Annotated in this window: 15 protein-coding genes; 8 read left to right on the top strand and 7 right to left on the bottom strand. The window is 69.7% G+C overall.

Annotation, left to right across the window (positions count from 1 at the left end; genetic code table 11):
* Nucleotides 1-25 precede the first annotated feature (25 nt).
* Nucleotides 26-1,162, top strand: coding sequence for an amidohydrolase family protein (locus tag M3M27_RS16675; protein WP_434026329.1), 1,137 nt, complete (start codon nucleotides 26-28; stop codon nucleotides 1,160-1,162).
* Between the two features lie 56 nt (nucleotides 1,163-1,218).
* Here M3M27_RS16675 and M3M27_RS16670 read toward each other — a convergent pair whose 3' ends face one another.
* On the bottom strand, nucleotides 1,219-1,998 hold the full coding sequence (locus M3M27_RS16670) for a DeoR/GlpR family DNA-binding transcription regulator (RefSeq protein WP_434026328.1): 780 nt from the start codon (nucleotides 1,996-1,998) through the stop codon (nucleotides 1,219-1,221).
* Nucleotides 1,999-2,131: 133 nt separating this feature from the next.
* Here M3M27_RS16670 and M3M27_RS16665 point away from each other — a divergent pair, with 133 nt between their 5' ends.
* Nucleotides 2,132-4,954 carry a TonB-dependent receptor gene (locus M3M27_RS16665; RefSeq protein ID WP_434026327.1) on the top strand — a complete coding sequence of 941 codons (2,823 nt, stop codon included), beginning with the start codon at nucleotides 2,132-2,134 and terminating at the stop codon, nucleotides 4,952-4,954.
* Between the two features lie 225 nt (nucleotides 4,955-5,179).
* On the opposite strand, the gene M3M27_RS16660 is transcribed toward M3M27_RS16665, so the two are convergent.
* Nucleotides 5,180-6,997: an NPCBM/NEW2 domain-containing protein gene (locus M3M27_RS16660; protein ID WP_434026326.1), complete on the bottom strand. Its 1,818-nt coding sequence runs from the start codon at nucleotides 6,995-6,997 to the stop codon at nucleotides 5,180-5,182.
* 221 nt (nucleotides 6,998-7,218) lie between these two features.
* Nucleotides 7,219-8,622 (bottom strand): PLP-dependent aminotransferase family protein, encoded by a 1,404-nt coding sequence (locus M3M27_RS16655; RefSeq protein WP_434026325.1) that lies wholly within the window; start codon nucleotides 8,620-8,622, stop codon nucleotides 7,219-7,221.
* Nucleotides 8,623-8,741: 119 nt separating this feature from the next.
* Between M3M27_RS16655 and M3M27_RS16650 the strand changes: the two genes are divergently transcribed.
* Both M3M27_RS16650 and M3M27_RS16645 read left to right on the top strand, forming a co-directional pair.
* Nucleotides 8,742-9,536, top strand: coding sequence for a PhzF family phenazine biosynthesis protein (locus M3M27_RS16650; protein WP_434026324.1), 795 nt, complete (start codon nucleotides 8,742-8,744; stop codon nucleotides 9,534-9,536).
* Between the two features lie 32 nt (nucleotides 9,537-9,568).
* Nucleotides 9,569-10,480: a DMT family transporter gene (locus M3M27_RS16645; RefSeq protein ID WP_434026323.1), complete on the top strand. Its 912-nt coding sequence runs from the start codon at nucleotides 9,569-9,571 to the stop codon at nucleotides 10,478-10,480.
* A 159-nt stretch (nucleotides 10,481-10,639) separates the two neighbouring features.
* Here the strand turns inward: M3M27_RS16645 and M3M27_RS16640 are convergent, their stop codons facing one another.
* The 3 genes from M3M27_RS16640 to metF form a co-directional block, all read right to left on the bottom strand.
* Nucleotides 10,640-10,978 (bottom strand): hypothetical protein, encoded by a 339-nt coding sequence (locus tag M3M27_RS16640; protein WP_140723981.1) that lies wholly within the window; start codon nucleotides 10,976-10,978, stop codon nucleotides 10,640-10,642.
* Between the two features lie 259 nt (nucleotides 10,979-11,237).
* The gene (locus tag M3M27_RS16635; RefSeq protein ID WP_434026322.1) at nucleotides 11,238-11,771 is read right to left on the bottom strand and encodes a hypothetical protein; all 534 of its coding nucleotides are present in this window, start codon (nucleotides 11,769-11,771) and stop codon (nucleotides 11,238-11,240) included.
* Nucleotides 11,772-11,870: 99 nt separating this feature from the next.
* Nucleotides 11,871-12,698, bottom strand: coding sequence for a methylenetetrahydrofolate reductase [NAD(P)H] (metF, locus tag M3M27_RS16630; RefSeq protein ID WP_140723976.1), 828 nt, complete (start codon nucleotides 12,696-12,698; stop codon nucleotides 11,871-11,873).
* A gap of 143 nt (nucleotides 12,699-12,841) precedes the next feature.
* Between metF and M3M27_RS16625 the strand changes: the two genes are divergently transcribed.
* Entirely contained in the window at nucleotides 12,842-13,744 is a 903-nt protein-coding gene (locus M3M27_RS16625; protein WP_434026321.1) for a TIGR01777 family oxidoreductase, read from the top strand.
* A 58-nt stretch (nucleotides 13,745-13,802) separates the two neighbouring features.
* On the opposite strand, the gene M3M27_RS16620 is transcribed toward M3M27_RS16625, so the two are convergent.
* Nucleotides 13,803-15,230, bottom strand: a complete 1,428-nt coding sequence (locus M3M27_RS16620) for an alpha-amylase family protein (RefSeq protein ID WP_434026320.1) — start codon at nucleotides 15,228-15,230, stop codon at nucleotides 13,803-13,805.
* A 252-nt stretch (nucleotides 15,231-15,482) separates the two neighbouring features.
* Between M3M27_RS16620 and M3M27_RS16615 the strand changes: the two genes are divergently transcribed.
* The 3 genes from M3M27_RS16615 (at nucleotide 15,483) to M3M27_RS16605 (ending at nucleotide 19,003) form a co-directional block, all read left to right on the top strand.
* Nucleotides 15,483-16,040 carry a DUF3228 family protein gene (locus tag M3M27_RS16615; protein ID WP_434026319.1) on the top strand — a complete coding sequence of 186 codons (558 nt, stop codon included), beginning with the start codon at nucleotides 15,483-15,485 and terminating at the stop codon, nucleotides 16,038-16,040.
* A gap of 109 nt (nucleotides 16,041-16,149) precedes the next feature.
* The gene (locus tag M3M27_RS16610) at nucleotides 16,150-16,935 is read left to right on the top strand and encodes an endonuclease/exonuclease/phosphatase family protein (protein ID WP_434026318.1); all 786 of its coding nucleotides are present in this window, start codon (nucleotides 16,150-16,152) and stop codon (nucleotides 16,933-16,935) included.
* 169 nt (nucleotides 16,936-17,104) lie between these two features.
* Nucleotides 17,105-19,003, top strand: coding sequence for a potassium transporter Kup (locus M3M27_RS16605; protein ID WP_434026317.1), 1,899 nt, complete (start codon nucleotides 17,105-17,107; stop codon nucleotides 19,001-19,003).
* The last annotated feature ends 34 nt before the right edge of the window (nucleotides 19,004-19,037 follow it).

Raw genomic sequence — 19,037 nt, 5'->3', positions numbered from 1 at the left:
CCTTACCGAAACGACGGAGTCGATGATGTCAGCTTCATTCGCCGCCCGCCCTGCCGCCCGTGTGGCCGGCCTGCTTGCCGCGCTGTCGTGCGGCGTTGCCCTTGCCACGACGACGCCGGCGCCGCAGGCGCCAGGGCCGGAGCGGGCGGGCACTTATTCGATGGACGACTTCGCGCGCGTGCGCAAGTACGACGCGCACGTGCACTACAACGCGGATGACGCGGCCTTCCTGGACCTGGCGCGCGCGGACGGCTTCGAGTTGATGACGATCAACGTGGACTATCCGGACTTTCCCCCGCTGGACGTGCAGCGCAAGATCGCGCTCGCGCAGCACCGCGCCGACCCGGCGCGCGTGCATTGGGCGGCGACGTTCTCGATGCAGGGGTTCGGCACGCCCGGCTGGCAGGCGCGCGTGGATGCCGGACTGCGGCAGGCGGTCGCGCAGGGCGCCACCGCCGTGAAGATATGGAAGAACGTCGGCATGGTCGAGAAGGACGCCCAGGGGCGCATGATCATGCTCGACGATCCCGGGCTGGCGCCGGTCGCCGAGCAGGTGCGCGCGCTCGGCGTGGCGCTGATCGCGCACCAGGGCGAGCCGCACAACTGCTGGCTGCCGCTGGCGCAAATGACCACCCGGAACGACCGCGAGTATTTCTCCCGGCATCCGCAGTACCACATGTACCTGCATCCGGAGCAGCCCGGTTACGAGGACCTGATGGCCGCGCGCGACCGCTTCGTCGCGGCGCATCCGCGGCTGCGCTTCGTCGGGGCGCACATGGCCAGCCTGGAGTACGACGTCGATCGCCTGGCTGGCTTCCTCGATCGCTTCCCCAATGCCACGGTCGACCTGGCCGCGCGCATGGGGCAAGTGCAGTACCAGTCGTTGCGCGACCGGGAGAAGGTGCGCCGATTCTTCGTTCGTTACCAGGACCGGTTGCTGTACGGCACCGACCTGACCTTCGAGCCGGGTGGCGATCCGGCCGAGTTCAGGCGCTCCGCCGAAGCGGCCTGGCGTTCCGACTGGCGCTACCTGGCCACCGGCGAAAGCCAGTACATCGATGCGGTCGATGCCGATGTGCCGGGCCTGGCGTTGCCGCGCGAGGTCATCGACAAGATCTACTACCAAAACGCCGTGCGGGAGTTCGCCGCGCCGCGGCACTAGCCGCGGCGATCGGGGGCGCCGTCCGGTCGTCGGGACCGGCCCGACGGCGCCGGCCGTTAGGCCAGTTGCAGGTCGAAGCCGAGGTGCTGGCTGGCCTGGCGGAGGTCCTCGGGGGCCCCGGTATCGGTGATCAGCACGTCCAGGTCGCCCACCGGGATGATCCTGTGCAGGCAGATCCTGCCGAACTTGGAACTGTCGGTGATGGCCACGACCATGCGTGCGGCCTCGACCATCTTGCGGTTGAGCATGGCCTCGGGCTCGTAATGCGTGGTGATCCCGCGCTCCAGGTCCAGTCCGTCGACGCCGAGGAACAGGCGGTCCACGTGCAGCGCGTCCAGGGCCTCGACGGTCAGGCCGCCGTAGAAGGCCATGTTCTTGCGGCGGAGTTCGCCGCCGAGCATGACGATGCGGATGTTGCTCTTGGGGGTCAGCGCGGTGAGCACGCCGAAGTCGTTGGTCACCACGGTGACCTCGATGTTCGGCAAGGCCTCGGCCAGCTGGATGGCCGTGGTGCCCGAGTCGATGGCGATGGTGTCGCCCGGCTTGACCAGGGCGGCCGCGCGCTGGCCGATGCGGCGTTTTTCGTCCAGGTGGACGGTGCGCTTGGCCTCGTAGTGCGGCTCGCTGGGCGCCATCCCGACCATGCTGGAGTCGATGGCGCCGCCATAGGCGCGGGCCATCACACCGCGTTCGGCCAGGTAGCGCAAATCCTTGCGCACGGTCTGCATGCTCACGCCGAAGCGGCGGGCGAGCGCGGCGACCTGCACGCTGCCGTGTTGGCGCACCAGTTCGCTGATCTGCAGGCGGCGCTGGCTGGTATCGCGGGTGGCGGACATCGAAGGACCTCCTTTCAGGGCGCGAGTATGCGTTATTTCGTTAAATTTCGCTATTGATATAAAACGAAACATCATTTAGGCTCGATTTCGTTTGTTAGTCAGCCAGATGTCACCGTCTTTGGAGGAGAGGCCCGTGAAGACTGTCCAGCTGCACCGCACGATGCTCTGCCGAGGCATCGCCATCGCCCTGCTGATGCCGTTCAGCAGCTTCGCCCAGTCCAGCGGCGGGGAAAGCCCGCCGGCCTCCGCCGAGGGGCAGGATCAGGCGCTGACGCTCGATACGGTGACGGTCACCGGCGTGCGCGCCAGCCTGGCGCGCTCGGTGGAGCTCAAGCGGGACTCGGCCACCGTGCAGGACTCGATCACGGCGCTCGAACTGGGCAAGTTCCCCGACGACAACGTGGCCGATTCGCTCAGCCACATCACCGGCGTGGCGATCTCGCGCACGGCCGGCGGCGAAGGCCAGAAGGTCAGCGTGCGCGGCCTCGGCCCCGAATACACCCTGACCACGTTCAACGGCCGCATCCTGGCCACCGACGGCGCCGGCCGCGATTTCGCCTACGACGTGCTGCCGGCCGACGTGATCAGCGGCGCCGACGTCATCAAGGGCGCCGAGGCGCAGAACACCGAGGGCGCCATCGGCGGCCTGGTCAACCTGCGCTCGGCCAGCCCGTTCGACCAGAAGGGCATGCACGGCGTGCTGCGCGCGGAAGGCGACCGCAACACGATGTCCGATTTCAACGGGCGCAAGTTCTCCGGCGTGTTCAGCAACACCTTCGCCGACGACACCATCGGCATCCTGGTGGGCGCGGTCTATGCCAATCGCCGCGACCGCACCGACGTGGCCGGCAACGATGGCGGCTGGACCCGCAACCCCGATCCGGGCAGTGATTGGGAAGGCAACGCCTGGGGCGGCAACATCGACCCCAACGGCAACGGCGAGCTCGACCCCGACGAGTACGGGTTGATCGCCCCCGGGCAGTTCCGCGTCGGCTCGATCCTGGAGGACAAGAAGCGCACCGCCTATACCGGCAAGCTGGAATGGCGGCCGAACGACGACTTCCGCCTCGTGGTGGACGGGCTGAAGACGCGGCTGGACTCGCCGCAGGTCGGCTACCAGCAGTCCTACTACACGCTCTACGCGCCGGGCCGCTGGTCGGACATCACCATGCGCGACGGCATCGTCACCGGCTTCACCATGGACAACGCGGACCCGGAGATGCGCCTCAATCCGGAGGTGCTGAACCAGACCACGCATCGCGTCGTGGACACCGACCTGTACGGCGCCAACGCGCGATGGCGGGTCACCGACGACCTGACCCTGGCCGGCGACGTCTACCGTTCCACCTCCAAGCGCATCTCCGGCGGCCAGGACACCTACGTCGTGTTGCGCATGAACCAGCCCAACACCGCCCGCGTCAGCCTCAGCGGGGCGGCCGTGCCGAACGTGGACGTCCGGCTGGACGACGGCCGCGACCTGATCAGCGGGCTGCAGAACGGGCAGTTCGGCGACTCGGACTTCAACACCCACTACATGGAGTTGTCCGGCGACAACATCCGCGACGAGATCAAGGGCGGCACGCTGTCCGGCGACCTGTTCGTCGGCCGCGGCGCACTTGACCGGCTGCATTTCGGCGTGACCTTGACCGACCGCGACAAGTCGCGCGACCTGGTCACCAACGCGGTCGATGGGGGGGCGGACTATTACTCCGGCGACCACGCGATCAATGTCGGCGACCTGGAAGGCCAGGTGATCGATCACAGCTATTCGCTGCCCGGCTTCATGAGCGGCGTGCGCGCGCAGTTCCCGCACAGCTTCCTGGGCTTCGACGTGCCGGCCTACCTGCGGGCGCTGCAGGCCTACGACGGCCAGCCGCGCCCGGGTGGCGGCGTCTACGACTACAGCGCCGCCGCGCCCAGCTGGAACCCGCTGCAGAGCTACCGCGTCGGGGAGAAAACGCGCGCGTTCTACCTGCAGGCCGATCTGTCCGGCGAGCGCTGGGATGGCAACATCGGCGTGCGCTTCGGCAAGACCGAGACCAGCGCGCAGGCCTGGGACGCGAAGATCGCCAGCATCACCGAACTGGGCTCGTTCAACTACACGGTCGAGTACGAGGACCCCACCGCGATCCGCAACGATTCGGACTACACCTTCTTCCTGCCCGCGGCCAACTTCGTGTGGCACTTCACCGATGCGCTGCAGCTGCGCATCGGCGCGGCCAAGACCATGGCGCGCCCGTCGGTAGAGCAGCTTGCGCCGACCAGCACCACCGAAAGCGTGTCCTGGGGCGACTTCACCCAGGTCTACGGCGGCGACGTCGACCTCAAGCCGTACGAGGCCAAGCAAGGCGACCTGTCGCTGGAGTGGTACTTCGGCGACAACTCGATCTTCAACGTCGCCACGTTCTACAAGCGCATCGAGAACCAGATCACCACCAGTTGGGAGACCGGGCAGGACATCGGCGTCCCGGGGCACCTGTTCAACATCATGCGCCCGATCAACGGCGACTACGCCAAGGTCCGCGGCATCGAGGCCGGCCTGCAGCACTTCTGGTCCAACGGCTTCGGCTTCCGCGCGCAGTACACCCGCAACTGGTCCAAGAGCTTCGTCGATGGCGAGGAGCGTCCTCTCGAGGGCATCGCGCCCGCGGTGTACTCGCTGGGGCTGATGTACGAGCGGGGCGCCTGGTCGCTGGGCGCGCAGGCCGACCACACCGACGGTTTCGTCACCGCCACGAATGTCCTCGGGCAGGGTTACAACGAGCAGGCCGACAAGCTGACCTGGCTGACTGCGCACGTGTCGTACACGATCAACGACCACCTGAGCGTGTCGCTGGACGGGGACAACCTGCTTGACGACGAGCAGACCTACAGCATCAACGGCAATCCATTGCTGTCGCAGGGCTACTATCGCTATGGCCGTTCGTTCAAGCTGAGCCTGGCGATGAAGTTCTGAAGTTGGCATCCGTCCGGGCCGTGCTGCCCGGACGGCCCCATGGCCGTCGCGATCTTCCCAGCGCGACGGCCTTTTTTTGTCCGTGCGATGCGACGCTGGTGCGTTCGCATGGCGCCGCGGGCCGCCGGGCTCCTCGCGCGCGACCGGAAGCGACGCGCGTGCCGGTCCACTGGATCGCCGTGGGCGATCCCGCTCCGCGCGGCGGCGTGCGCGGAGCGGGCGTGCTCAGTGCAGCCGCGGATCGGCCCAGCTCACCAGCGGCGGCAGCGCGCCGTCCTTGGCGTCGGGAGCGGCGGCCACCAACTCCAGGACTTTCACGCCCGCGATCGGAACATCGATGCGCAGGGCCGTTCCGGCGCGACGGGAGGTCCCCTCGAACAGCAGCCGGCGATCGCCATAGACGCGGAACACCACGCGGCCCGCGTCGGCGCCGTCCTGCAGGCCTGCTCGTGCGGTGAAGCGCGTGAACTCGCCCTGGGCCAGGACTTCCAGGCGCGAATCGGCATGCGCTCCGATGCCGTACGGATAGCGCCTGCCTCCGACCTGCAGCGGTTGGCCGTAGGGCGTGGCGTCGGCGCGCGGCATGCCCGTGGCTTCCGTGAGCGCCGAGCTGTAGCGCGGATGGCCCCCGGCGGCCACGTGGACGCGGGCCGTCATCTCGGTGAGCAGGCGGGCCTCCGGATCGACCGGCGTGCCGCTGACCTTGAGCAGGACCGATTGGCGCGGGTGCAGCGGGAACTGCAGGGCCGCGTTCGCCGGCGCCAGGTCCCGCCCCGCCCACAGGTCGCGCACGCGGTATGGCGTGCCCGCGCGGAGCTTCAGCTGGACGGGGTCCACGCGCGCCACCGCGTCCTTTTCTCCGCGATTGAGCAGGAGTACCGCGCGTTCGCCGCGGCCGGCCAGCGGCTTCACCAGCACCTGCACGCCGTCCTCGTCCACGGCCAGTATCCCCTGGTTGCCGGCCGGGTCCTGGTTCACCGCGATCACCTCGGGGTTGGACAGCAGCTCGACCAGGGCATCCGGGGCGTGCACGAGGTCGAAGCCGAGCAGCAGAGGCGCGGCCAGGATCGTCCACATCGAGAAATGCGTGCGGGCCTGTTCCAGGTGGGCCGCGTCGAAGTCGCCCAGGCCCACCGCCAGCATGTCCGGGTCGTTCCAGCGGCCGGGGCCGGCGTACAACTCGCGGCGCGTCGCGGTGTCGAAGTTGTGCAGCATGCTTTCCCAGGTCGGTTCGATGTCGCTGCTGGTGCGCCAGAGATTGCCGTGGCGTCCGCCCCAGTCGCGCACGCCCGCCTGGCCCCAGGGGCAGATCGAAAGCACGAAGTCGTTGTCGGGATTCAATGCCGCGAGCAGGCGGCCGATGCGCTCGTAGCGGGTTTCCAGCGCGTCGGCATCGGTCCGCACCGGATCGTCGCGCACGATCAGCGGGCGCAGCGGCCGGTAGCGTTCCTCGCGCACCGGCGTGCTGCCGGGGCCGAAATCGGCCACGCCGCAGGCGTCCACCTTGATGTAGTCGAAGCCCCAGTCCTGGAACATCGTCTTCAAGTCCGAATATTCGAACCCTTGCAGGCCGATCTCGCGCTCGGCCACGTTGCCGGCCGGCAGGTTCGGGCTGTGGCGGTCGAAAGCCTGTGAGCAGGCATTGCGGCCGATGTCGGTATAGAGGCCGGCCTTGAAGCCCATTGCGTGCAGGCGGTCGGTCCAGGGACGGAAATCCGTGCGCCCGTCCGCCGACCCGGCGATGGGGAACATCGAGGTCCGGATCTGGATGCCGCCGTCGTCCCGCCGGCGCAACCACCAGCCATCGTCGACGTTGATGTAGCGATAGCCGGCGGCCTGCAGCCCGCGCCGCTGCATCGCTTCGGCGACGCCGAGGATCCTGGCCTGGTCCACTTCGGTGCGGAACGCGTTCCAGGGATTGAAGCCCATCGGCGGCGTCCGTGCCGCGCCCGCGGCATAGACGTCGAAACGGCCGCTCGGCTGCAGCGCATCGCCAGGCGGGCCGGCATCCGCGGGGGACGCGATCGCGCAGGACAATGCCATGGCGAGAAGGGGGATCCGGGCGATCCGTACGGGAATCGATGGCATGGGCACGGTCCTTTCAGGGGATGTGCCGATTCTGGAGGCTATTGCTTTCCTTTTGTATACGTTCCGTGTCGTTATATTTCCCTGTCGTTCCGATATATTTCGCCGGGTTTGCCGCCCACGGCCAGGCAGGGCAGGGCGGGGGGCTACGGACCGCGTTGCCGGCGCCGCGTGCGGGCTCAGCGCAATTGCGCGGCCACGAGCTCGCCGAGCCGGCGCAGCGCCGCGTCCAGCGTCGCGTCCCAAGGCAGGCCGCAGCTCAGGCGCAGGTGGTCGCGATAGTCGCCGCGGCTGGAGAACAGGGGGCCTGGCGAGATGCCGATGCCTTCGGCCAGCGCGGCCTCGAACAGCGCGCCACCGTCGCCGCCGGGCGGCAATTGCAGCCATAGCGACAATCCGCCGGCAGGCTCGCTGCAACGCGTGCCCGCTGGCCAGTACCGCTCGACGGCCGCACGCAGGCGGCGCGCATTGCCGGACAGCGCATGGCGCAGCCGGCGCGGGTGGCGTTCCTGGTCGTGGCGTTGCAGGTAGTCGGCCAGCGCCAGCTGCGGCAGTGCCGGATTGCCGCACGTGGCGTAGTACTTGGCGCGCACCAGGGCGTCGGTCCAGCCCGCGCCGAGCAGCCAGCCGATGCGCAGGCCGGGCGAGAGCGTCTTCGAGAACGAGCCACAGGTGATCACCAGGCCGCGCTCGTCGAAGTGCCGCAGCGGGAGCGGGCGCTCGCCCGACCAGGCGAGGTCGCCGTAGATGTCGTCCTCGATCACCACCGTGCCATGGCGCGCGCAGTTGGCGAGCAGGGCCCGCTTGTCGGCGTCGCTGGCGACGCTGCCGAGCGGGTTGTGGAAGTTCGGTACCAGCACCGCGGCGCGCACCGGCGAGTGCTGCAGCAGCGCATCCAGCCGCGCCAGGTCGAGCCCGCCCCCGGGACGATGCGGCAGTTCGACCACCTTCAACCGCAGCGCCGCCACCGCCTGCAGGATGCCGTGATAGGTCGGCGTCTCGACCAGGACCACGTCGCCGGGTCCGGCGACGGTGCGCAGCGCCAGGCTGATCGCTTCCATCGCGCCGGCGGTGACGACGACCTCGTCCGGGCTCACCGCCGTGGCGAGCTGCGCGTAGCGCTGCGCGATCATCCGGCGCAGCGGGGGATGGCCTTGCGGAGGGGCGTAGTCCAGGGCCTGCGCCTGGTGGCGGCGCAGGTTCCGGGACAGCGCCGCGGCCAACGCGTTGCCCGGCAGCAGGGCGGGGGCGGGAACCGCGGCATGCAGCGGCAGCAGGTCGCTGCGCGCCAGCATGTCCAGCAGGCCGTGGAGCGCGGGGTTGCTGACCGTCCTCGGCGCGCGCCGGCGCGGCGGCGGGCTGTGCGGGGCGGCGGCCTGCGGACGCACGTAATAGCCCGAGCGCGGCCGCGCCGACGCCAGGCCTTCGCGTTCCAGCTGCAGGCAGGCCTGCACCGCCGTCGCGGCGCTGACGCCATGCGCCTGCGCCAGGCGGCGGATCGAGGGCAGGCGTTCGCCGGCGCGCAGCACGCCGCCGGCGATCTGTCCGCGCAACTGCGCGGCAAGCGCTTCGTAGAGCAGCATGGCGGCCCGATCTGTACTGGTCGATTTCCACGATAACTGATCCTGTACCGGTCGTGCCACGCCGGCTAGCCTGCTGTCGCCGGCACCGCGCCGTGCTTCCTCCCCTGCAGGGCCGCGCCTTGGAACTTCCGATCAGCATCGTCGACGCCTTCGCCCACGAGCGCTTCCGCGGCAATCCGGCCGCGGTGGTGGTGGTCCCGGACTGGCTGCCGCGCGCGCTGATGCAGGCGATCGCCGCGGAGAACAACCTGTCCGAGACCGCGTTCCTGCGCCGCGAGCCGGATGGCGCGTTCGCGATCCGCTGGTTCTCGCCGCTGACCGAGATCGCCTTCTGCGGCCACGCCACGCTGGCCAGTGCGCATGTCGTCGCGCAACGGGCGCTGGCGCCGTTCCCGATCGTCGTGCGCGCCGCCGCGGTCGGCGAGCTGCGGATATCGCGCAGCGAGGACGGGGCAGGGTTCGAGATGGACTTCCCGAATCGTCGCCCGCAGCCGGTGGCGCGCGCGCCGCGGGCGCTGCTGGCCGGCCTGTCGATCGCGCCCGAGCAGGTGCTGCGCAACGAGCAGGCCTGGATCGCGGTGTATGCCGAGGAGCGCCAGGTGCGCGAGGTGGCGCCCGATCTCGAACGATTGAAGGCGCTGGCGCCGCTGGACGTCGCGGTGACCGCGCCGGGCGAACGCCACGACTTCGTGTCGCGCTACTTCTGGCCGGCCAACGGCGGCGCCGAGGATCCGGTGACCGGCTCGATCCATGCCGCGCTGGCACCGTACTGGGCCGCGCGCCTGGGGCGCGACGAACTGGTCGCGCTGCAGGCCTCGGCGCGCACGGGCCTGCTGCGCTGCCGGGTGGACGGCGGGCGCGTCCATGTCGCCGGGGGCACCGTGCAGTACCTGCAGGGCCATATCGAGATCTGAGCGAACGTTCCCTTCCCCACAGGAGTTCCCCGATGGACGTCCCCGAACGCGGCGCTTCGCGCACCGCGCTGCTGCAACTGTTGCTGGGCGAAGTGCTGATCGGCTCGGTCGGCGTGTTCGTGCACGAGAGCGGGCAGGACCCGATCACCGCGGTGTTCTACCGCTGCCTGTTCGGCGCGCTGTTCCTGCTGGCCTGGGGCGCGGCGCGCGGCCACCTGCGCGGGTTATGGCGCGACCGCGCGCTGTTGGGCGGGGCGATCGCCTCGGGCGTGCTGCTGGTGCTGAACTGGGTGGCGCTGTTCGCCGGCATGGCGCGCTCGTCGATCGGCGTGGCGACGATGGTCTACCACTTCTTCCCGTTCGTGATGCTGATCCTGGCCGCGCTGGTGCAGGGCGAGCGCACGCGCCCGGCCGACTGGGGCTGGACCGCGCTGGCGTTCGTCGGCGTGGTCGGTTCGGCCGATCCGGTGCGCCTGCTGCACCAGGCGGATGCCGGCTATCTCGCCGGGATCGGCCTGACCCTGCTGGCGGCGGTGCTGTGCGGCGCGTCGTTGCTGATGTCGCGCCGGATCGGGCGCGAGCGGCCGTTCGCGGTGGTCACGGTGCAATGCTGCGTCGGCACGCTGATGCTGGCGGGGTTCGCCGACGGCGCGGCGCTGCATCCCGGGCCGCACTGGTTCTGGCTGGCCGGCCTGGGCGTGATCCACAGCGGCATCGTCTACGTGTTGTTCTATTCCTCGTACCGCCACCTGCCGGTGGCGACGATCGCGGTGGTCGCCTTCGTCTATCCGCTGGTGACCTTGCTGCTGGACTACCTGGTGTACGGCCACCGGCTCGGCGGGGTGCAGGTGCTCGGCCTGGGCATGATCGTGCTCGGCACCCTGGGCGTGAACCTGAAGTGGCGGCTGTCGCTGGGAGGCGGCCGCGTCGCGCGCGAAATCTGAGGACCAGGAATTCGTGGGAGCGGCTTCAGCCGCGACGGGGTTTGCATGCAGGTCCCTCTGCAACAGCCTGCACATCCATGTGCAGGGATTTCAAATGAGAAAACCCGATCGCGGCTGAAGCCGCTCCCGCAGAAAAGCGGCTGCTGCAGAAAGCGGTGCTCAACGCACGTTGCGCAGTTCCCAGTGCGAACCGGCGAGCACGTGCATGCGGTGCTTGAGGATGTCGCCGGGGATGGTGGTGGTGGCGACCAGGTTGATGCGCAGGTCCTTCTGTTCGCCGGCGACCCGGGCGTTGGGGTCGGTGATGCCCATGCTGGGGTCCACTTCGTCCGGGTCCGGCTGCAATGCACGCCAGCGCTCGAACCAGGACGGGTCGGCCAGGGCCGCCTGCAACTGCTCCGCGAAGGCTTCCGCGCCGTGCGCGGTGAAGCTCACGGAGGCATCGCTGCCGCGGGCGCGTGCGGGGTCGGGCAGGCTGATCGAGTAGCTGACTGGCATGTCGGTGTCTCGCAGGTCGGTGGATCGGGGCTGGAAGGCTAGCAGTTCGGATTGTCGGCGATCCGTCGAATCCGTGGCACGCCGTTTCGGCAATCCCTGGTTCGCCCGGGTTTTCCGGGGCAGGTTTTGTCGGCTCGTGGGGCGGTTCGCATGTTCCTGGGGCTTCCCGGGGCGTGGAACGGGGACCCTTGCGGGATTTCCCGTGGGGCGGGACTCCGGTCCCGACGGGCCTTGGCTTGGCGGTGCGACGCGATTCGATTCAGAAGCTCACCCAGAAGCAGTTGTACTGCCGGCGCAGGGTGAGGATCGTGCGCGATGGCGTGCTGTTGTTCGCCAGCGTCTGTTCCAGGCGCAGGCCCCACGGTCGTGGCGAGCTGGGAGGGGCTGTCGCGGCATCGGGCGGAAGCGGTCCGCGGGCTTCCGGATAGAGCGGGGCGATATCGACCAGCGGGCGTTCGGCGATGGCTTCGAGTTGCGTCAGCACGCGGTTGGCGGCCTGGTCGGAGAGAGAGGGCCACAGGTAGACGCTGGACAGCCGGTTCACGTCGTGGGCGTCGATGGCCGAGCGCAACGCGTTGACGAGTTCGCTCAGGCGGCGCGGGCAGCCGTGGCGGTACAGGCCGGCCTCGCCGTCGAGCCGGGTGGCGGGCGGCAGGCGCGCCAGGGCGCCGACGTCCTCGCAGCGGCGGTCGGTGAACACGGCGGTTCCGTCCGGGCCGGTGCAGCGATGGATCTGCTGGGCATGGAGCGGCGCGGCCACGGACAGCAATGACAGCAGGAGGATCGGACGCATCCGCGCAGCTTAGGCCTTGCCGACGCTATCGGGATAGGCCGCGTTGCCGTGCGCGGCCGGTCCAGGTGCGGGAGAACGTCCTCCATCGGCACCGTCGGCTCAGCCGCGCAGCCGCTGCAGTACCAGGCTGGTCGGCTTGGACAGGTTGAGCGTGTAGAAATGCAGCGACGGAGCGCCGCCGGCCAGCAGCCGCTCGCACAGTGCGGCGACCACGTCGGCGCCGAAGTCGCGCACCGCTTCGACGTCGTCGCCGTAGGCCTGCATCTTCTTGGCGATCCAGCGCGGGATCTCCGCGCCGCACTGTTCGGAGAAGCGCCGCAGCTGGCTGAAGTTGGAGATCGGCATGATCCCGGGCACGATCGGGATGCCGACGCCGAGCGCGCGCACCGCGTCGACGAAGTGGAAATAGGCGTCGGCGTTGTAGAAGTACTGGGTGATCGCCGCGTCCGCGCCGGCATCAACCTTGGCCTTGAAGTGCCTGAGGTCGGTGAGCGCGTCCGCGGCTTGCGGATGCGTCTCCGGATAGGCGCCGACCTCGATGTGGAAGGCGTCGCCGTGTTCGCTGCGGATGAATTCGATCAGTTCGGAGGCGTAGCGCAGGTCGCCGGGGTGGCCCATGCCCGAAGGCAGGTCGCCGCGCAGCGCGACGATGCGCCGGCAGCCGATGGCGCGGTACAACTTGAGCAGCTCGCGGATCTCCTGGCGGCTGCCGCCGACGCACGACAGGTGCGGTGCGGCCTCGAACCCATGGTGCTGGTTGAGGTGGCGCACGGTCTCGGAGGTGTAGCTGAGCGTGGAGCCGCCGGCGCCGAAGGTGCACGAGACGTACTCGGGCGCGTAGGCCTTCAGCTTGCTGGCCGTACGGTCCAGCTGGCTGCGCTGCTCGTCGGTCTTGGGCGGGTAGAACTCGAAGCTGAGGGCGGTCATGACGGCGCGGGAGGAGACGGGACCGGAATAATATCGCTTCATCGCGATGAATGTGAAATTGGTTGCGGGTGTCAACGTCGCGCAAGCGAGGATCCGCCTTCCCCGGCCTAGACTGGCGTTCCCTTCCCAGCGGAATCGCCGACATGCACGTCCTGGTCACCGGCGGCACCGGCTTCATCGGCCGCCTGCTGTGCGCGCGCCTGCACGAGGCCGGCCACGCCGTCAGCGTGCTGACCCGCGACCCGGCCCGCGCGCAGGTACCCGGAGCGCGCCTCGTCGTCGCGCTGGAACAGGCGGAAGGCGTCGATGCGGTGGTCAACCTGGCCGGTGCCTCGCTGTTCGACCGGCGCTGGACCGACGCCTACAAGCAGGTGCTGCGCGCCTCGCGCATCGACGGCACGCGCCGGCTGGTGGCCTGGATGGCGCGGCAGCCGGCTCCGCCGCGCGTGCTGGTCTCCGGCTCGGCGATCGGCTGGTACGGTCCGCGCGACGACGCCCCGCTGGACGAGACGGCCGCCCCGGGCGAGGACTTCGCGGCGTGGTTGTGCCGCGACTGGGAGGCCGAGGCCATGCGGGCCACGGCGCTCGGGGTGCGCACCTGCCTGTTGCGCACCGGCATCGTGCTCGACCGCGGCGGCGGCGCGCTGGAGAAGATGCTGCCGCCGTTCCGGTTCGGCCTGGGCGGGCCGATGGGCGACGGCCGCCAAGTGATGAGCTGGATCCACCGCGAGGACCTGGTGCGGCTGGCGATCTGGTTGATCGGCCAGCCGGGCGCGCAGGGCGCGTTCAACGGCACCGCGCCCGGGCCCGTCGCCAACGGCGTGTTCGCGCGCACGCTGGGGACGGTGCTGCGCCGTCCCGCGAGGCTGCGCGTGCCCGGGTTCGCGCTGAGGCTCGCGCTCGGCGAAATGGCCGGCTTGCTGCTGTCCGGGCAACGCGTGCTGCCTACGCGCGCGCTGGATGCCGGGTTCGCGTTCCTGCACCCTGGCCTGGAGGGGGCGCTGCGCGCCAGCCTCGACGCTCCCGCCGGCGCCGGGGGCCGTTGAGCTGCGCATCCTCCGGCCTGGCCGGAGGATGCGCATGGCCGGTCCGCCGCGGATGCGTTCAGCGCCGCCACATCCGCGCCTGCCGCGGCGGCAGGACGAAGGTGTACGAGGCGCTGCCGATGTTGACCACGCTGCCCGAGCCCAGTGCGTCGACGTAGTCCACGTTCCACCACAGCACGCTGCCGTTCATCGCCACCGTGGCGTTGACGGTGTTGCCGCACTTGTTGATCCCGACGATGCCGAGGCTGCCGCGGCGGAACAGCAGGTGGCAGGCGCCGTGCGAAAGCACCTGCATGTCGCTGCCCTGCATCGCGTTGTGGAAGCCGACCATGCGCCTGATGTCCTCGCGCAGGTAGGCGTTCACCCAGCGGTTGTCGCCGCTTTCGTTGTTGTCCGAATAGACCATCGGGACGCCACCGTCGCGGCCCAGCAGATAGGCGTAGGTGAGGGTCTCGTCCACCGGATCGAGGATCGCGTAGCGGAAGCCGGCATTGTTGGGGATGTCGTGCGTGATCGCGAAGGTGACCGCGCGGCTGCCCGGCAGCGCCTGGCCGTAGGCGCCCGGGTCGACCAGCGCGTCCAGGCTGCCGGCCGGCAGCAGCGCGTTGCGCAGCGTGTTGAACAGCGGGAAATCGTAGGCCGCGTGCGGCGTCTGCTGCAGGTACGGCGCCAGGAACCGGTCGTAGTCGCCGTTGCCGGCGCCGCCGCCGGTGATCACCTCGCCGAACACGTGCACGCCGTTGCGGATGCCGGCGTCGAAGACGCGATTGAGATGGTCGAAGGCCATGTGCTTGGCCGCATCGACCCGGAAGCCGGTCACGCCCAGGCCTTTCAGCGCCAGCAGGTAGGCGCGCTGCTGCTGCACCACCCAGTCGTTGCCCACCAGGTCCGGCAGGCCGGGATCGCCGTTGCCGCCGCAGATGCGATAGGTGCGCACCTGGTAGGCGTCGTCGTAGTCGGCGATGCATTGCGCCGGGCCGAAGTCGTTGGCGCCGAGGAAATTCGCCGACAGGTCGCCGAACAGGCGCAGCTGCGCATGGCGGGCCGGATCGGCGGCGTACTGCGAGAGCACCGCCGAGCCGGGATAGTCCAGGTCCGGGCGGATGGCGGCTTCGTTCGCCATGTGGTTGAACACGACGTCCGCGTAGGTCTCCACGCCGTGTTCGGCCAGCGCCTGCACCATGCTGGCGAAGGCGTTGGTGTCCCCGAGCGGGTTGTCGATCACGCGCAGGTCCTGGGGCTGGTAGCGGGCCCACCACGCGTTGCCCTGCGATCGGTACGCGGGCGAGACCAGCACCTTGCTGTAGCCCGCCTCGGCGATCTGCGCCGCACGCGCTTCGACCGTCGCGTAGGGCCAGTTGAAGGCGTGCAGGATGACCTCGGCCCGGGCGCCGGCGGCGGCGAACGCCAGCAGGAGCGCGGCGGCGAACCGATGCCAGTACCGGTTCGTCGATGGATGCGTGGACGCATGACGCGTGTCGAGCATGGCGCGTGTCTCCTCGTGAAGAAGGGGTTCCCTGGCGCGATCGAACGGCCGGTGCCGGCCGGGCGAATGCGGCCCGGTGCGTGGCGGCCGGGAAATGCTAAGCGCGCATCGCGGCGCAGCACGCCGGAGGTGCATACGTATTCATGGCCTGGCTTCCATGCGCTCGATCGCACTTCCGGAAAGACGGCGCCGCTTGGGCCGGGCCGGTGCGGCTCTCTATGATGTGCGGTCCCCGCCACGCCCCCGCCGCGCATGTCCATCGTCCTCACCGATTTCGCCCGACCCCGCCTGTTCCCGCGCGTGCCGCGCGGCAACACCATCCAGGACTGCACGCCCGAGCAGTTCGTGGCGCATCTCAATGCGCACGCACCGTTGAAGGTGATCGACGGCTATGCGCCGTTCTGCAAGCTGCACGTCCACGCCAACTGGACGTCGACGCGTTGCCTGACCGTGCCCATCACCGACAACAACCGCCACCTGCTGCGGTCCGGCTACGAGGCGCGCAACCGCGAGGAACTGCCGGTCCTGGTGCGCTGGTTCGAGGGCGTGGAGGCGCCGGTCGCGAACTACCTGCTGCCGATCCTCTACAGCCGCGAGCAGTTGGCCCGGGAGGGCTCGCCGATCGAGGCCGACTGGGGCGTCGTCGGTTGCCTCTACACCGCCGAGCCCGAGGAGATCCCGATGGCGCCGATCACGATGATGCGCAATGCGCTGGGCGTAGGGGAGGGCGGTTCCGGCGTGCCGCTGGATCGCGACGCCTACCGGCGTGCGGTGGAGTTCTGGGAGCACAACGCGAACTGGCGGCCCTGAGGAAGGCGGGCAGCGGCATCCTCGCGGCGCGAGCGTCGGCCGGTGCGCCCGATATCATGGCGGCGGACCCACGTGCGAAAGGGATTGGCGGGCGATGAGGATCATGTGCTTGAACGGCTGGGGCGGGAACCTGCACGAGCGGCTGATTCCCTACCTGGCTTCCGAAAGGCCCGATGTCCTGTGCCTGCAGGAAGTCACCCACAGCCCGGAGGCCGGGAAGGACGGGTTGACGTACCGGGACGGGAACCACGTGCTGCCGCAACGGGCCAATTTCTTCCGCGATGTCGCCCGCGCGCTGCCGGAACACGTGGCCGTCTTCTGTCCCGCCGCCCAGGGCGTCCTCTGGGACGGCGATCGCGCGGTGTCTTCGCAATGGGGATTGGCGACGTTCATCCATGCCTCGCATCCCGTGATCGCCCAGTGCCAGGGGTTCGTGCACAAGGAGTTTTCCCCGGACGGCTACGGCGACCACCCGCGCTCCCGCAGCGCGCACGCGGTCCGGATCCACGATTTCCGGCGCGGCCGGTCCATGACCATCGCACACATGCACGGGCTTCGCGACCCGAACGGAAAGATGGATACGCCCGAAAGGCGGCTCCAGGCCCATCGCCTGCTGAAATTGGTCGATGCGGTCGCGGTCGCCGACGAGCCGCTGGTGGTCTGCGGCGACTTCAATGTCGAGCCGGACAGCGAGACGTTCGACATCCTGGGCCAGGCCGGCTTGCAGGAACTGGTGACCACGCGCGGCTTCCATGGGACGCGCACCTCCCACTACGCGAAGCCGGGCAAGTACGCCGACTACATGCTGGTCAACAGGCACGTCGACGTCGTCGAATTCGAGGTCGTGCGCGATCCGGAGGTCTCGGACCACTGCCCGTTGCTGCTCACGATCTGAGCGGCGGCCTTCGCCCGGCAGGCATGCCCGCCGGTAAATGCCAGGCGAAACGGCCGTGCACGCGGCGTGAGCCGCCGCCATGCCGCGGCGGCGCGGTGCGCCTGCGCGCGACGCCGGGCATCACCGCGGTTGCCGTTTACTGGAGCCGAACCCAAGGCCTCCCGGATCGATGCGGAACCTCCCAGGCACGCGCAGCCACGATGCGTCTTCCACCCGGCCGGTGCCGTTGCCGCGCATGATGCTGGCGGCACTGGGCGTGGTGTTCGGCGACCTGGCCACCAGCCCGTTGTATTCGCTGCAGGAGGCGTTCGACACGCATGGCGTGCGGCCCACGCCGCCGAACGTGGTCGGCGTGATATCGCTGTCGTTCTGGGCGCTGGTCGGCGTGGTCTCGCTCAAGTACGTACTGCTGATCATGCGCGCGCACAACCACGGCGAAGGCGGCATCATGGCGCTGCTGGCGCTCGCGCGCGCCTCGCTGCTGGACCGCCCGCGGCTGCGCTGGTGGGTGGTGATGGCGGGCCTGACCGGCGCGGCGCTGTTCTTCGGCGACAGCGTGATCACGCCCGCGGTGTCGGTGCTCTCGGCGGTGGAAGGGCTCGGATTGGCGGCGCCCGCCATGGCGCCGTGGGTGTTGCCGCTGGGCGTGTCCATCCTGCTGGGGCTGTTCGCGCTGCAGCACTACGGTTCGGCCCGAGTGGGCGTGCTGTTCGGGCCGATCATGCTGGCCTGGCTGCTGGCGGCCGGCACGCTCGGCTTCTTCGCCATGCTGAGGCAGCCGCAGATACTGGCGGCGATGAATCCGCTGCACGCGCTGGAGTTCTTCCTGCGCAACGGTTTCGCGGGCTTCACCACGCTCGGCGCGACCGTGCTGGTGCTGACCGGCGCCGAGGCGCTGTATGCCGACATGGGCCACTTCGGCTCACGGCCGATCCGGCTGGCGTGGCTGGCGGTGGCCTTGCCCTGCCTGCTGCTGAGCTACTTCGGCCAGGGCGCGGTGCTGTTGCAGGATCCGGGCGCCGCAGTGCGCCCGTTCTATCGCATGGTCCCGGGCTGGGCGCTTTATCCGATGATCGCGTTGGCCACGGCCGCCACGGTCATCGCCTCGCAAGGCGTGATCTCGGGGGCGTACTCGATGGTGCGGTCGGCGATCCAGCTCGGCTACCTGCCGCGCATGCGCGTGCGGCACACTTCCTCGCGCATCCGCGGGCAGATCCACCTGCCGGCGATCAGCGCCCTGCTCCTGCTGCTGGTGCTGGCGGCCGTGCTGGGGTTCCGTACTTCCGGCGCGTTGGCCGCGGCGTTCGGCATCGCGGTGAGCGGCACCATGCTGATGACCACCGCGCTGGTCGTGGTGGTGATGCGGCGCGTATGGCATTGGCGCTGGTGGGCGGTGGTGCCGCTGGGCGCGGCCATGCTGGTGGTGGACCTGGCCTTCTTCGGGGCCAATCTCATGAAGCTGGCCAGCGGCGGCTGGTTCCCGCTGGCGCTGGGGCTGGCGATGCTGGTGGTGATGACCACCTGGCGCCGCGGCCGCGAACTGGTGTTCGCGCGCGTGCGCGGCGGCGGCATTCCCCTGGAGGATTGCCTGCGCTCGCTGGCCGGTCCCGCGCCCGCGCGGGTGCCGGGAACCGCGCTGTTCCTGACCGCCGACCCGGCCTTGGCGCCGCAGGCGCTGCTGCACAACCTCAGGCACAACAAGGTGCTGCACGAGCGCAACGTGCTGCTCACCGTGGAGGTGCTGGACGCGCCGCGCGCGCGGCCCGGCGAACGGATCGAACTGGCGCGAGTGGGGCAGGGCTTCCACCGCGTCCACGCCCGTTTCGGGTTCGCCGAGCAGCCCGACGTCATGCAGGTGCTGGAAGAGTGCGCCGCCCAGGGATTCGACCTCGGCCAGGCCACCTTCTTCACCAGCCGCGAGGACATCGTGGCCGGCGACCGCACCGGGATGGCGAGGTGGCGCGACCACCTGTTCGCCTTCCTCACGCGCAACGCGCTGCCGGTGACCTCGTTCTTCCGGATCCCCGAGGACCGGCTGATCGAGATCGGGCGACGGGTGGCGATCTGAGGGTGTCCGGCTCCGGCCGCGGGCCGGACCGGGA

The sequence above is a fragment of the Xanthomonas boreopolis genome (assembly GCF_046529185.1).
Lineage (GTDB): Bacteria > Pseudomonadota > Gammaproteobacteria > Xanthomonadales > Xanthomonadaceae > Pseudomonas_S > Pseudomonas_S boreopolis.
The sequence above is the reverse complement of the archived record's forward strand: the minus strand, read 5'-3'. Positions and strand labels throughout refer to the sequence as shown.